Here is a 13,713-nt window from a genome sequence, read left to right on the forward strand (position 1 = left end):
TAAACACATTTACATTTCTGATTTTTCAATCTATTATTAAGATAAGTCTTAGAATCTTACATTTTTATTTAACAAAATACTTCGTCTATCACAAAAACTATCTTATGTAGAAGGAGGAGAATCATTTGAACGCCATTGCAATAGCAGCTATTGGTATTTTTATTTTCATTCTTGGGTATCGATTTTACTCAAAGTTTGTCGCTGAGAAAATATTCCGTTTAGACCCGAACTATGTAACACCTGCACATCGTTTTAAAGACGGGGTGGATTTTGTCCCAACGAATAAATTTGTACTTTGGGGGCACCATTTCACCTCCGTTGCTGGGGCTGCGCCAATTCTCGGTCCTGCGATTGCCGTCTATTGGGGCTGGCTACCAGCACTTTTATGGGTGGTGCTTGGGACTGTATTCGCTGCAGGGGTACATGACTTTGGAACACTCGTACTTTCCGTGCGTAATAAAGGTCAATCAGTTGGAACACTTGCAAACAAACTAATTGGTCAACGTGCAAAAATTTTGTTTCTATTCATCATTCTTATTCTCGTTCTAATGGTCAACGCTGTATTTTCTTGGGTTATTGCAAACTTATTTATTACCTACCCATCAAGCGTATTGCCAGTATTTATCCAGATCCCATTAGCGATTTGGATTGGTCATGCCGTATATAAAAAGAACATAAAAATGCTTGTTCCTTCTTTGATCGCACTAGCAATAATGTATTTTGTTGCCATCGTGTCTGCTAAAGTTGATTTCTTACAGATCGACCTTGTACGATATATGGGTGGTGAAGATGCAGCAGGAATTTTTGGACTCGGTGCAGTCTCTTCCGCATTCTTTATTTGGATCATGATCTTAATGGTGTATGTGTATATCGCTTCTACCCTACCAGTATGGAAGCTTCTACAACCACGAGACTTTATTAACTCACATCAACTTATTGTTGGGTTAGGCATTTTATACCTTGGCCTTTTATTCACGAATCCTGAGATCACTGCCCCAATCACAAACCCTGGTGCGGATGATGTTTCTTGGTTCCCGCTGCTATTTATTACGATTGCTTGTGGAGCGATTTCTGGTTTCCATGGACTTATTTCATCCGGAACATCCTCTAAACAGTTAGATAGAGAAACAGATGCACGTTTTGTTGGATACTTAGGAGCGGTTGGTGAAGGAATCCTTGCACTTGCTGCTATTATTGCTGTAGTTACATTGTTCCCAACAAAAGAAGACTTTTTAGCCACGTATAACAGCTTTGGAGCGGCTAATGCTGAAGGTCTTGGTAGCTTTATTCAAGGGGCGAGTCAACTTGCAACCGGCTTAGGAATACCTGCTGATGTTGCTGGAACAATTGTATCCATCATTGTCGTAAGTTTTGCAGCTACATCACTCGATTCAGCTGTTCGACTTATGCGTTATATTATCGCTGAGCTTGGTGTGGAATACAAAGTACCTGCTATAACTAAAACACACGTAGCTACAACGATTGCTGTTTCTTCAAGTGCTGCGCTCGTGTTAATTCCTGAAGGACCCAATGGCTTTGGGTCAGGTGGTTACCTTCTTTGGCCGTTATTCGGTACTGCCAATCAGTTACTAGCTGGAATCAGTCTACTGCTTATCTCCATTTGGCTAAAACGACTTGGCCGAAATTACTTAGTTACACTCATACCGATGTTATTCATTTTATTCATGACGTTATACGCAATGATTCAACAAGTTTTTGGGCAGTGGTCGTGGTGGGGCGATGACACAAATTCGCTTCTCTTTGTGTTCGGAGCAATCATTATGGTATTTTCTATTTGGATTATTCTAACATCCATTTCTGTATTGACAAGGAATGATGACACGAAAATTGATTTAGAAGATTAAAAAACGATTACGTTCAGGGAAGGGATTATTTTTACATGATCTCTTTCCAGCTCGCGTTGTTTAGTTTAATGTCTGATATTCACTCTGGCATACAAAAAGGTCACAAGGGTTACTTGTGACCTTTTACATGTTTAAAATATTCTTATTTTTTTTCCAACAACCCGTTTTCAATAAGCCATTCATAGGCAACAATTGAAACACTTTCTCTTTCAATATCCACACGATAATTTAACTCTCTCATGACGGTACTGTCCAACTTTTCTGCTAATCGCGCTGTGATTTCTTCAATTTCAGGATATTTCTTGTACACTTCCTCGTTAATTGCAACAGCTACACGATAAGATGGGAAGAATTGTTCATCATCTTCTAGAAGGACGAGGTCATAATTTTTAATGGTGGCATCTGTTTCAAACGCTACAGAAACTTCCACTTGCTCATTATCTAGAGATCGCTGGGTTAAACCGAGATCCATTTGTTTTATCTGATTCGAACCAAATTCAAAGCCATATGTTTGTTCTACACCTGGCACCCCGTCTAGACGATTAGCAAATTCGGCGTCAGATGCGATTGCTAACTTTCCAGGGTTTTCATTGATATAGTCTGCTAGGTCACTTATTGATTGCAGTCCAAGCTCTCTTGCTTGTTCACTTCTCATAGCAAGAGCGTATGTGTTGTTGACATTCGACATATTCATCCAATGAATGCCGTTTTTGCTATCAATATCTTTAACCCTTTGAAAGGCTTCTTCTGGATCAGCAAGAGGTTCTTCTCCCATGAAGGTAACGAGTGCCGTTCCTGTATATTCCCACATCATGTCCACTTGTCCATTTTCTAATGCTGAACGTACTACACTACTTCCAAGGTTATTCATTTGATTTACTTTAAACCCTTCTTCCACCAACAAGAAACCGGTCATTTCTGATAATAAGTATTGCTCGGTATAATTTTTTCCCCCTACTGTAATTTCTTTTCCTGAAATTCCCAAACTAGAACAGGCAGTAAGTATGACTGTGATTATCATTAGGGGAATAAGTTTGAGTGATTTATTCACAAATCCAATACCTCCTATCCTCTATCGCTACGTTTTCGCAACACGTCTTGATCCTTTTGGTACAACCACATATTCTAACTTACGAAGTAAATAATCAGCCAGAATAGCCAATAAGGTCACAGGAATTGCTCCTGAAATTAAAAATGCATTATCAAATAATTGAATTCCTGTAAAAATCCAAACCCCTAGGCCACCTGCTCCAACCACATAGGCAAGAGCTGCTGTACCTATATTCAATACGACAGCCGTTCGAATACCTGCAAGGATCGAATAAGCTGAATTTGGAAGTTCGATGAGAATTAAAATCTGATAAGGTGTCATCCCCATCCCTTTTGCAGCATCGATTAAATTTTTATCAATCGTGTCAAGACCGGCCACAGTGTTCCGAAAAATGGGTAGAATCGAATAAATGAACAGCGCAAAAACTGCCGTTTGAAAACCAATGCCCAAAACGCTGATCATGAGAGCGAGAACGGCCAGACTAGGGATCGTTTGTCCGAAATTAACGAGATTGGTAACAACCCATTCTGCTTTCTTGAACCTTGGGCGAGTAATGAGAATACCTGCTGGCACTGCAACAATAATGGCGAATATCGAGGAAACAAGCACAAGTTCAACATGCTGCCTTAATAGGACAAAAAACGTACTTGATTGACTAAAAATAGGAGTGAAATATTGATTATTAATCGCCCAGATAAAGAACAAGATCACCATCGCATAGATTAAAAATCTAACACTGTTGCCTATTAATTTTTTACTATTCACCGAATCACCCTTTCTGGGACACGGACAATTTCCCTTTTATTTCAAAATGAAGATACTTTTGTACAAGATCAATCGTAATCGAACCCATTTTCTCACCTTGGTCATTCGTTACGACCACTTGATCGGCTTCTTGATTCATAAGCAGAGACAAAGTATTACGTAGATCCTGATGTACATTGATCGTTTTTGTATTTTTAATTGATTTATCAATTCGAGCTAGTCCAATAACCTCTTGTAAATTTTTAACGGTGTGCAAGCTTAAGCTCTTAATTGCACGATCTTTACCAAAGAATTGAGACACGAACTCGTTTTTAGGATGTGCTAGCATTTCTGAAGGTGTATCGAATTGCATGATTTCTCCATCACGTAAGAGCATGATTTTATCAGCCATTTTGAGTGCTTCATCGATATCATGACTAACAAATAAGATCGTTTTTTTCACTGTTTTTTGAATTTCCAAAAACTCATCTTGAATTTTTTCTCGAATGATTGGATCAAGTGCTCCGAACGGTTCATCCATTAACATAACAGGAGGATCAGCCGCAAGTGCGCGCACCACGCCGATACGCTGCTGTTGACCACCTGACATTTCATGTGGGTAGCGCTTACGGTAGTCTTCAGCGTCTAGACCGATTAGTTTCATTAAGTAAATGAATCTTTCACGCTTCTCTTTTTTACTCCAACCAAGAAGATCAGGAACAATCATCACGTTTTCTTCTATTGTCATATTCGGGAAAAGTCCATTACTTTGAATGACGTAACCTATCTTTCTTCTTAATTCAATTGCATTTAAATCCATCGAATTTTCGTTATCAATAATGATCTCCCCATTTGAAATGGGCTCTAGTCGGTTGACCATTCTTAATAGAGTTGTTTTTCCGCAACCAGATGGACCAAGCAAGACCACAATTTTTCCTTGTTCAACGGTGAAATTAACATCATTGACTGCTGTTGTATTTTCATTGTACTTTTTTGTTACATGATTAAACGATATCATTTTTTCACCTCTCTACAGTTAATCCACTAATCCTTTTGCCGTAAAATGTTTTTGAATCGTCAGTAAAATACCATCTGCAATAACCGCTAGCAATGCGACGGCCAGAGAACCACTAATGATTAAATAGTTGTCTCCTCTGCTGATCCCCTGCGTAATCAGAACACCTAGACCCCCGGCACCAATATACGCTGCTATGACGGCTATCCCAATATTAAGAACAACCGAAGTCCGTACACCAGCCATAATGACAGGTAACGCATTCGGAATCTCAACTCGTAATAAACGTTGATGTGTTTTCATACCCATGCCAATCGCTGCATCACGCATTTCTGGATTGATGTTTTTAATAGCGGTATATGTATTACGAATAATCGGAAGCTGAGAATATAGTACAAGCGCGACAAAAGCCGGCAGGAAACCAATTCCTTGATTAATCAATGAAAAAATAGGAATCATCACACCAAATAGTGCTATGCTCGGAATCGTTAACGTAATCGAAGCAACTTGAAGAATTGTTCCTGCGAGGTATTCGTTTGTGGTCAAATAAATGCCAAGTGGGACACCGATTAATAGCGCAACAATAATTGCTAAAGTGACAAGTACAGCATGATCGATCGTCAATTCCAAAATACGAGGTGAATTTACCTCAAGAAATCGTAACCATTCCTCCAATGTAATAGCTCCTTTCTAGAGTTAGAAAAGTCCAGTAAAACCTAACCTTTCTGTATTACTTATAACCAAAATAAAGAGCTGATAAGATCTTAAAAATCTAGCAACTCTATCTCTTAACCACTTAAAGTGTATCACAGTTTACATAATATTTATTGAATTTAAAAAAGAAGGGTGATATTGGAATGTTTTTGTTTCAGGAATGCACAGGGTGGTTGGTTTTTCACTAAATAAGCGTAACGGTCGTAAAAGGAGGTACAAAATAAAAAAAGAGCCCTTTTAAGCTCTTAATTCGGGCAATCTACATTAACCCCTGATGACGTTCCACACTTGTTTCCTTGGAAAAAATTATTGTCATCATCTTGAATGTCAAAGGTAAAATTAAAGAATGCTCGATTGAAGAGGACTTTATTATCTTGAGAGTCCATATCAAACAAGATACCAACACCCTGATTACCTAAAACTTTATTTAATAAAGTTTAACCGTTTTACCCCTTTGGAAATTATACTTTTGATCAAACTTTTTTATAAAAATTAACTATAAAAGCACCCATTTTGATCAATCTTTTTTCAAAACGTGTTCTTTTTCTTTCTATTAAAATCAACGTTTGTAAATTGCTTTTGATCAACAAAACCAACAGTAAAATCAGTTTGAGCGAGCATATACCCGCTACCGCTGCTCTCACATTACATTTAAAAACCAAAAAACCTTCCAAATTTAGAAGGTTTTTTGGTTTTTTTGCTAATATTATTGATTATTTCGTTTTTGTTGATTACGCTGTCTTGCACGCTCAGCATTTGATTGAGCTGGGTTTGTTTCAGCTCCAAATTCAGTACCATACTTTTGGTTATTCGATTCAGTAGCTTGCATTCGTTGACCCTTGGCTTGGTTACCATTTTTGTGATTTGGTTGTTTGTTTTTCATTGTCTATCGCCTCCAGAAGATTAATTTAACCTTTTTAAGATGAATGTATGTATGGAAAATTATTAAAAAACAATGAGTTTCCATCGTTTACAAGATGTCTTTAAGTATGGAAAACAACCGCTAGGGAAAAATAAGAATCAGTCTAAAAATTTGAAAGCTGGTGGATATAGTTATGCCAAAGATCCTCTCTATCAGTACATATCAGCCCCCGTATGTGATTACACAACAAAATGCGGTGCGCTTAACGAGAGAATTATTTCAGGAGAACTACGAAGACATTGAACGATTGTTAAAAGTATTTGAAAACGGGGAAATTATAAAACGACACTTTTGTGTCCCAATCGAATGGTTCGGTCAACCACATACACTAGAAGAACGTAATCATTTATACATAGAGCTTGCCACTACTTACGGAGTTGAGGCCATAAAAAAATGCTTACAAAATAAAATATTTTTATTAGAAAATATTGATCCCTCTTCAATTGATGCCATCATTTTTGTTTCCAGTTCGGGTTTCTCAACACCAAGTATAGACGCGAGAATCATGAATCGTCTTCCATTTAATGACGAGTTAAAACGAGTGCCGATTTGGGGACTTGGCTGTGCGGGCGGTGCAAGTGGTTTAAGCCGTGCTTTTGACTACTGCCTTGCACACCCAAAAGAAAAAGTACTGCTAGTATGTGTTGAATTGTGCAGTCTGACGTTTCAACGTGAAGACCATTCAAAAAGCAACTTAATAGGAGCGTCCCTCTTTTCTGACGGTGTAGCTTGTGCATTAGTATGTGGGGATGATGTTGACATTCCAATTCAAAAAGCGATTCCATCCATAATTGCCACCGCTTCAAAATGGATGCCTGACTCGGAAAATATCATGGGATGGGACATGAAAAACAACGGGCTTCATGTTGTCTTTTCTAAAAACATTCCTACGATTATACGAGGTTGGCTTGGGCCTTTTGTTCAGCAGTTTCTATCCACCCATAACAAGTCTGCACAGGATATCACCCATTTTGTTGCACATCCTGGAGGCAAAAAAGTGCTAGAAGCCTATGAAGAGACACTCGCCTTCGATCGATCTAAAACAGATGGATCCAGAGCAATTTTAGAGGAAAATGGGAACATGTCATCTCCTACCATTTTATATGTTCTCGAGCATTTTATGAAAAATCCATGTTCTAGTGGAGACACTGGGTTAATGGCTGCTCTTGGACCTGGTTTCAGTGGAGAACTTCTATTAATAGAATGGAAAAATCAAGGAGGATAATATGCTATTTTTATTCATTATCGCGATGGTTTGTGTGCAAAGACTTATCGAACTATGGATTGCTAAAAGAAACGAAAAATGGATGCTAGATAAAGGTGCTGTTGAAGCTGGTTCAAGTCACTACCCCTTCATGATTGCACTTCATGCGAGCTTTTTTCTAAGTTTACTGGTTGAGGTCATATTGTTTGACCGAGCCATTTCACCTTCGTGGCAGTCGCTAATTACCTTGTTTTTACTCACACAAGCAGCCCGCATTTGGTGTTTACTGTCTCTTGGACGGTTTTGGAATACAAAAATCCTCGTACTTCCACGGGCAGAGGTAGTCAAAAAAGGACCTTACAAATTCATCAGACACCCTAATTACTTAATCGTCACTATGGAAATCCTTCTACTCCCCCTACTTTTCCAAGCATATTTTACAGCAATCGTTTTTTCACTATTAAATGTAGCTATGTTATCTGTGAGAATCCCTGAGGAAGAGAAGGCTTTAATGAAAGTAACCAATTATAATGAAATTTTTTTACATGCTAAAAAGGATAGTAGGATTTGATGGAAATTACGCTGTTGATGTTGATTGAAATGGAATACCACGTTCGTTCGATACTTCCAAAAGATCAATTAACTGCTTTGTCCTCTATGCTAGTCGATCAAGTTTAAACACAACAACCGTATCATCATTCCTCAAATAATCCGTTGTACACCGCTGAGGTTACGATGGAAACTAAAAAAGGAAACCTTTCGCAAACGATCCGGCATCTCAATTATTTATAAAATTGGGGTGCATTTTTTATTGACACAAACATATCCTAATGTTAGGATATAATCACCCTAAGGTTAGGATATCTAATAATAGGATAATATAAGGAGGAAGTAACAATGAATGTTTTATCAATTGTTATTCAAAGTATTTTAGGATTAGGATTCCTGATGTTCGGTCTAATGAAATTCGGCGCAAAGCAAATGGTAGATGAATTCAATCGTTTTCGCTTGCCACAATGGTTTCGGGTTGTAACAGGTTTGGTTGAAATCATCGGGGCTGCTTTTATAATCGCCGGTATTTGGAATACTACATTTGCAGTTATAGGCGGTTTGTTAATATCTTTCACGATGGTCGGAGCCATTCTTACCCACCTACGTGTAAAGGATCCTGTATCAAAAGCAATGATGCCCATTATTTTATTAATCTTGGGATTGATCGTTGTCGTTTTGAATTGGAGTTCCCTATTGGTGTGAGAGATGGAATTTTAAAAAAGTAATAGATTACAAATGAAGACTCGAAGCGTAAAATCGGAGGACTAAATGAAGAACTCCTCACCTGTCTTTAACCATATTTAAACGAGGACTAATCTATTCAACGTTTACGCATGAGGATCTTCCAAGAGCATATAATACTGGTGCACAGGAAAGATAAGGTGATACTACTGAAGTTAACGATCCTCCTTTGTACCGCAAACCAAGATAAATGTTATAGTGGTTATTTGAAAGGAGGATACGTTTATGTATCTAGGAGATGAACAAAGCCATCTTGATTTAAGACTATTTCGTGTCTGGTCGAAGGCTTCCAAAACCGTATTTGATAACCTTACAGCAGATATTGACCGTTGTGGAATTAGTCGTGATCATTTTATGATTCTAGAACTTTTATATAGTAAAGGTCCCCATCCAGTCCAAAAAATTAGTGAAATTTTTTCTATCCCAAGTGGAAGCATCACGTACGTAGTAGATAAACTTGAAAAAAAAGAATTAGTAAAAAGACAACCTACACCAACGGATCGAAGAACCTCAAATGTGGTCCTTGCTGAAAAAGGAAAAATGCTATTTGACGAGATTTTTCCAAAACATGTTGAAACGATATCTCAAAATTTATCGTTTATCAATAAAGAGGAGAAACAACAATTGATTCATTTACTAAAGAAAATTGGGCTTGGTGCTAAAGAATTAAAATAAGTAAAGAAAGGAGAATGCTTTTTATGAAGTGGGTTGTTCGTATTCTTCAAGCTCTCCTTATAGTTGCATTTGTTATGGCCGGTATAATGAAGCTAACTGGTAATGTAGATCAAGTAGAACTGTTTACGGAAACTTTCGATTATTCTAAATCATTCATGTACTTTGTAGGTGTATGTGAAATTTTAGGAGCCCTTGGACTACTGATTGGATTTTGGAAGTCGAAGATTGCTTTACTTGCTTCTGGAGGATTAGTGTTACTCATGGGCGGTGCAGCATATTCGCATTTTAATGCGGGGCAAGGTTTTGAAGAAGCAATGCGTTCATTGGTCCTCTTCGTTTTAGGAATTGTTGTTTTTATTGGAAAGATAAAATAACATTTTTCACACAAAAGAAAAGGTATTCAAATAAAAAATTCAAGACATACAGCTCTGAACTGTATGTCTTTTTTATTGTTCAATCAGGCGTATTTAAATATTCTTATGAAAGTAACTGAGGAATCCCATTGATAAGTGTATGGATACCCATATACGACATCATCACGACAATGATTACACCGAAAATAGTCATCCACATTGGGTGTTTGTAATCTCCAACAATTTTTGTTTTATGTGCTGCAATAAGCATAATGCCTAGTGCCAATGGCAGGATGAGTCCGTTGACTGAACCAACAAGAATTAAAATCGTTACGGGTTGTCCTACAATCACAAAAACCGTCGTTGAAATGACAATAAAGCTGACAATGACTAGCTTTTCATATTTCTCCAAGATTGGACTAAACGTTTTAATAAAGGAAACAGACGTATAGGCTGCACCTACAACGGACGTTACAGCAGCTGCCCACATCACGACTCCAAAGATTTTATAGCCTATATTACCTGCTGCAAGCTGGAATACTGAAGCAGGGGGGTTGCTCGGATCAATTTGTAAACCTTGTGCCACAATACCAAACGTTGCAAGGAACAAGAAAATTCTCATAATCGAAGCAATTCCGATGGCAGAAACCGAAGCTTTCGTCACTTCTCTTATATTTTCTCTCCCTTTCAACCCAGCATCAAGTAAACGATGACCACCAGCAAAGGTAATGTAACCACCTACCGTTCCACCAACAAGTGTAACGATGGCAAAAAAATCAATCGTTTCAGGAATGAAGGTACGCGTCACAGCTTCACCAATCGGTGGTTGCGACTGGAACATGACAAAAATCGTCAAACCAATCATAAGAAAGCCGAGTATTTGTGTGAAACGGTCCATCAGGCGCCCCGCTTCTTTCACTAAAAAGATTCCAACCGCAACAAGTCCGCTAAATAACGCACCCAATTCAGGAGAAACGCCAAATAACACATTGGTTCCTAGACCCGCTCCCCCGATGTTTCCGATATTAAACGCAAGTCCTCCCATGACGATTAATATTGCAAGAACATAACCTAACCCAGGCAATACATCATTGGCAATATCCTGTGTTCGTTTTTCAGAAATGGCGATGATACGCCAAATGTTCAACTGAGCCCCAATATCAATAATAATAGATATTAATATGACGAACCCAAAACTTGCTGCGAGCGTTTGAGTGAACGTTGTTGTTTGTGTTAAAAATCCCGGTCCGATCGCAGACGTCGCCATCAAAAAGGCTGCGCCAAGCAGGATACTACGATTCGATTGCTTCATGCTATTTTCCCCATTTCAACAAAAGCTAATTATTTACCAATTCCCGTCAATTCAATACCTTCTGCTTTTAATGTTTCATTGATTTGTTTTGCAAAGGTTAACGCATGCGCGCCGTCGCCATGAATACAAATCGTATCCGCTTTAATAGCTACATCGACACCTGTTGTAGCTTGTACTTTTTGTTCTTTGATCATGCGAACAACTTGCTCGACAGCTTGATTGTCATCTTCAATCAATGCATTTGCTTCTGTTCTAGAAGTCAGTTCACCTGTTACTTGATAGGTGCGATCAGAAAAAACTTCACTGGCCGTTTTTAATCCTGCTTGCTCTCCCGCCAAGATAAGCTCTCCACCTGAAAGTCCAAATAGCACAAGAGTTGAATCCACATCATAGACAGCTTTCGCAATCGCTTTTGCTAGATTACGATCACGCGCAGCCATGTTGTACAAGGCACCGTGAGGCTTTACGTGTTGAAGTGTTGCGCCTGAAGCTTTTACAAAACCATTTAATGCCCCAATTTGATACACAACGAGGTCATAGACTTCTTCTGGTGTCATGGCTATATTCCTTCTACCAAATCCAACAACATCATTGAACCCAGGATGTGCACCTATTCCTACCCCTTTTTCTAAAGCAAGATTAACCGTTTTCTTCATCGTTGATGGGTCTCCAGCATGGAAACCACATGCGATATTCGCAGAGGTAACATAATTTAAAATGTCTTCATCGTTTCCCATTTTATATGCTCCAAAGCTTTCACCCATATCACAGTTTAAATCAACTCGTAGCATGTTCATTCTTCCCTTCAACCTTAATTTTTTTTATCAATAATCCATTTTAATTCACGAATATCCTGTTCCCTTTTTAAAAGCAGTCGTTGAGCCTCTTGATGAGAAACTTCTTGAAATTGCATCGTTTCTCCTGGTTTTTTTTGGGCTAAAGCGGGTAAATCCACAGATGCCACTTGTCCCATTTTCGGATAGCCACCTATAGTTTGACGATCTGCAAGTAAAATGATTGGTTGACCATCTGATGGAACTTGTATCGTACCGAATGCTACAGCTTCAGATAACAAGTCTTCTGATACGATTCGTTCCAAGTTTGGACCATTTAACCGAAAACCCATTCGATCAGATTGAGAAGATAACTTGTACTGCTCATTCCAAAAATCTTGTTGGCTTTCAGCAGAAAAATCATCATATTGTCTTCCTTTGATTACGCGAATCGTCTTTCGATTGTAAAGTTCAGCTAAATAGACAGAGGAGATCGACCACTTTGCCGTTAGCGCTTTCCTAGTCTTTTTCGTTAAAGAACGAACGATTTGAGAAGATGTTTTTGACAAAGGCTTTCCGTTAATCACATCTCCTTTATCAAATGCCCGTCCATCAAACCCGCCAATTCCAGCACGTACGTATGTAGATTTGCTATTCATTATGAAAGGCAGGTCAAGTCCCCCACCCATTGCGATAATCGCTCTACATCCTGTTTTACTAAATTTCATATGTAATGTGCTACCTTTTTTCACGACAACAGGACGCCAAAGAGGCAAAGGTTCTTCGTCAAGTACAGCCGAGAAATCTGCACCACAAATTGCAATAAGTGCGTCTTCTTCAAATTCTATCGTTGGTCCCGTCAACGTTACTTCAATCGCTGCTTCTTTTTCATCATTTCCGACAAGAAGATTAGCAATGCGCAAGGCAAAAGGATCCATTACACCACTTGTGATGACGCCAAATTGTTGAAAGCCATGACGTCCTTCATCCTGAACGGTTGAGAGAAGACCTGGTTCTTTTACTCGAATCATGTGTTTCTCTCCTTTCGCTCACGGAATTCCTCTTCTGAAATCGCATAGAATCGGACCGTGTCACCTGCTTGCAACAGTGTAGGCTCCGCTTCATTATCCGGTCGGAATAAAGGTTCAGGTGTTTGACCAATGATTTGCCACCCACCTGGCGTTGCAATGGGATAAACACCCGTCTGTTTCCCTGCGATGCCTACTGAACCTGGCGGAATTTTCAGCCTTGGCTTTGATTTTCTAGGTGTGGAAATTTTGTCGTTCAATCCACCTATAAATGGAAATCCAGGAGCAAAACCGAGCATATACACGGTATAATTTGCAGCCATATGTAAATCAATTACTTGTTTAGGTGTGACATCGTTCTGTTTGGCAACCTCTTCTAAATCAGGTCCCAGTTCCCCACCATAAAAAACGGGGATGTCGATCATCCGAGACTTAGGCTTTTCCGTTTTTTCATTTTGCTCAAGTATTGAAGCGATCTGTTTAGCCACATAATCATATGGCAAAGGGTGCTGTATAAGTTTACGAATATCGTAATGAACTGCAACAGATGCGAATGCAGGTACGATCTCGACTAACCAGTCTGCTACTTGCTGCTCAAGTAGCCTTTTCACCTTCTGTACATCCGCATGCACAAAAGCATTTACTTCTTGGGGAAACTCAATGAGTATGGCTTGATCTCCTAATGGATGGAGTGAATAGTCCAAACGGATACCCTCCTTTTTAGACATAATTCTGAAAATTTCGCATAGATGCATTGTATCGTA

Annotated in this window: 15 protein-coding genes; 6 read left to right on the forward strand and 9 right to left on the reverse strand. The window is 38.8% G+C overall.

Translation table 11 applies throughout. The features are described from left to right. The first annotated feature begins 125 nt into the window (after positions 1–125). Positions 126–1,865: a carbon starvation CstA family protein gene (locus tag AB1471_RS04240; RefSeq protein ID WP_367778351.1), complete on the forward strand. Its 1,740-nt coding sequence runs from the start codon at positions 126–128 to the stop codon at positions 1,863–1,865. A 142-nt stretch (positions 1,866–2,007) separates the two neighbouring features. On the opposite strand, the gene AB1471_RS04245 is transcribed toward AB1471_RS04240, so the two are convergent. From AB1471_RS04245 to AB1471_RS04265, 5 genes are all read right to left on the reverse strand, one after another. Next, the gene (locus AB1471_RS04245) at positions 2,008–2,916 is read right to left on the reverse strand and encodes a glycine betaine ABC transporter substrate-binding protein (RefSeq protein WP_367778352.1); all 909 of its coding nucleotides are present in this window, start codon (positions 2,914–2,916) and stop codon (positions 2,008–2,010) included. A 27-nt stretch (positions 2,917–2,943) separates the two neighbouring features. After that, entirely contained in the window at positions 2,944–3,681 is a 738-nt protein-coding gene (locus tag AB1471_RS04250) for an ABC transporter permease (protein WP_367778353.1), read from the reverse strand. Between the two features lie 4 nt (positions 3,682–3,685). Then, the gene (locus AB1471_RS04255) at positions 3,686–4,678 is read right to left on the reverse strand and encodes an ABC transporter ATP-binding protein (protein WP_367778354.1); all 993 of its coding nucleotides are present in this window, start codon (positions 4,676–4,678) and stop codon (positions 3,686–3,688) included. 18 nt (positions 4,679–4,696) lie between these two features. Beyond that, the gene (locus AB1471_RS04260; RefSeq protein ID WP_367778355.1) at positions 4,697–5,350 is read right to left on the reverse strand and encodes an ABC transporter permease; all 654 of its coding nucleotides are present in this window, start codon (positions 5,348–5,350) and stop codon (positions 4,697–4,699) included. A 745-nt stretch (positions 5,351–6,095) separates the two neighbouring features. After that, the gene (locus AB1471_RS04265) at positions 6,096–6,272 is read right to left on the reverse strand and encodes a hypothetical protein (protein WP_367778356.1); all 177 of its coding nucleotides are present in this window, start codon (positions 6,270–6,272) and stop codon (positions 6,096–6,098) included. A 172-nt stretch (positions 6,273–6,444) separates the two neighbouring features. Between AB1471_RS04265 and AB1471_RS04270 the strand changes: the two genes are divergently transcribed. The 5 genes from AB1471_RS04270 to AB1471_RS04290 all read left to right on the forward strand — a co-directional run bounded on the left by AB1471_RS04270 (position 6,445) and on the right by AB1471_RS04290 (position 9,857). Then, positions 6,445–7,536 (forward strand): type III polyketide synthase, encoded by a 1,092-nt coding sequence (locus AB1471_RS04270; RefSeq protein WP_367778357.1) that lies wholly within the window; start codon positions 6,445–6,447, stop codon positions 7,534–7,536. A gap of 1 nt (position 7,537) precedes the next feature. Continuing rightward, positions 7,538–8,086: an isoprenylcysteine carboxyl methyltransferase family protein gene (locus tag AB1471_RS04275; protein ID WP_367778358.1), complete on the forward strand. Its 549-nt coding sequence runs from the start codon at positions 7,538–7,540 to the stop codon at positions 8,084–8,086. A 326-nt stretch (positions 8,087–8,412) separates the two neighbouring features. Beyond that, positions 8,413–8,769, forward strand: coding sequence for a DoxX family protein (locus tag AB1471_RS04280; RefSeq protein WP_367778359.1), 357 nt, complete (start codon positions 8,413–8,415; stop codon positions 8,767–8,769). Positions 8,770–9,033: 264 nt separating this feature from the next. Next, entirely contained in the window at positions 9,034–9,483 is a 450-nt protein-coding gene (locus AB1471_RS04285) for a MarR family winged helix-turn-helix transcriptional regulator (protein WP_367778360.1), read from the forward strand. A 23-nt stretch (positions 9,484–9,506) separates the two neighbouring features. After that, positions 9,507–9,857 carry a DoxX family protein gene (locus AB1471_RS04290; protein ID WP_367778361.1) on the forward strand — a complete coding sequence of 117 codons (351 nt, stop codon included), beginning with the start codon at positions 9,507–9,509 and terminating at the stop codon, positions 9,855–9,857. A gap of 103 nt (positions 9,858–9,960) precedes the next feature. On the opposite strand, the gene AB1471_RS04295 is transcribed toward AB1471_RS04290, so the two are convergent. From AB1471_RS04295 to pxpB, 4 genes are read right to left on the reverse strand one after another with little or no spacing between them, the layout of a single operon-like run. After that, the gene (locus AB1471_RS04295; protein WP_367778362.1) at positions 9,961–11,148 is read right to left on the reverse strand and encodes an NRAMP family divalent metal transporter; all 1,188 of its coding nucleotides are present in this window, start codon (positions 11,146–11,148) and stop codon (positions 9,961–9,963) included. A gap of 29 nt (positions 11,149–11,177) precedes the next feature. Then, positions 11,178–11,939 carry a 5-oxoprolinase subunit PxpA gene (locus AB1471_RS04300; protein WP_367778675.1) on the reverse strand — a complete coding sequence of 254 codons (762 nt, stop codon included), beginning with the start codon at positions 11,937–11,939 and terminating at the stop codon, positions 11,178–11,180. A 20-nt stretch (positions 11,940–11,959) separates the two neighbouring features. Then, positions 11,960–12,952, reverse strand: coding sequence for a 5-oxoprolinase subunit C family protein (locus AB1471_RS04305; RefSeq protein WP_367778363.1), 993 nt, complete (start codon positions 12,950–12,952; stop codon positions 11,960–11,962). After that, on the reverse strand, positions 12,949–13,653 hold the full coding sequence (pxpB, locus tag AB1471_RS04310; RefSeq protein WP_367778364.1) for a 5-oxoprolinase subunit PxpB: 705 nt from the start codon (positions 13,651–13,653) through the stop codon (positions 12,949–12,951). The genes AB1471_RS04305 and pxpB overlap by 4 nt, the downstream gene beginning before the upstream one ends. Positions 13,654–13,713 lie beyond the last annotated feature (60 nt).

Source organism: Jeotgalibacillus marinus, from assembly GCF_040801915.1.
In the GTDB taxonomy this organism is placed as follows: domain Bacteria; phylum Bacillota; class Bacilli; order Bacillales; family Jeotgalibacillaceae; genus Jeotgalibacillus; species Jeotgalibacillus marinus.

What these genes read in the sequence shown, in the direction of transcription:
- AB1471_RS04255 (WP_367778354.1), bottom strand. Translation starts at nt 4,678, where the DNA reads ATGATATCGTTTAATCATGTAACAAAAAAGTACAATGAAAATACAACA.
- AB1471_RS04265 (WP_367778356.1), bottom strand. Translation starts at nt 6,272, where the DNA reads ATGAAAAACAAACAACCAAATCACAAAAATGGTAACCAAGCCAAGGGT.
- AB1471_RS04270 (WP_367778357.1), top strand. Translation starts at nt 6,445, where the DNA reads ATGCCAAAGATCCTCTCTATCAGTACATATCAGCCCCCGTATGTGATT.
- AB1471_RS04275 (WP_367778358.1), top strand. Translation starts at nt 7,538, where the DNA reads ATGCTATTTTTATTCATTATCGCGATGGTTTGTGTGCAAAGACTTATC.
- AB1471_RS04280 (WP_367778359.1), top strand. Translation starts at nt 8,413, where the DNA reads ATGAATGTTTTATCAATTGTTATTCAAAGTATTTTAGGATTAGGATTC.
- AB1471_RS04285 (WP_367778360.1), top strand. Translation starts at nt 9,034, where the DNA reads ATGTATCTAGGAGATGAACAAAGCCATCTTGATTTAAGACTATTTCGT.
- AB1471_RS04290 (WP_367778361.1), top strand. Translation starts at nt 9,507, where the DNA reads ATGAAGTGGGTTGTTCGTATTCTTCAAGCTCTCCTTATAGTTGCATTT.
- AB1471_RS04295 (WP_367778362.1), bottom strand. Translation starts at nt 11,148, where the DNA reads ATGAAGCAATCGAATCGTAGTATCCTGCTTGGCGCAGCCTTTTTGATG.
- AB1471_RS04300 (WP_367778675.1), bottom strand. Translation starts at nt 11,939, where the DNA reads ATGCTACGAGTTGATTTAAACTGTGATATGGGTGAAAGCTTTGGAGCA.
- AB1471_RS04305 (WP_367778363.1), bottom strand. Translation starts at nt 12,952, where the DNA reads ATGATTCGAGTAAAAGAACCAGGTCTTCTCTCAACCGTTCAGGATGAA.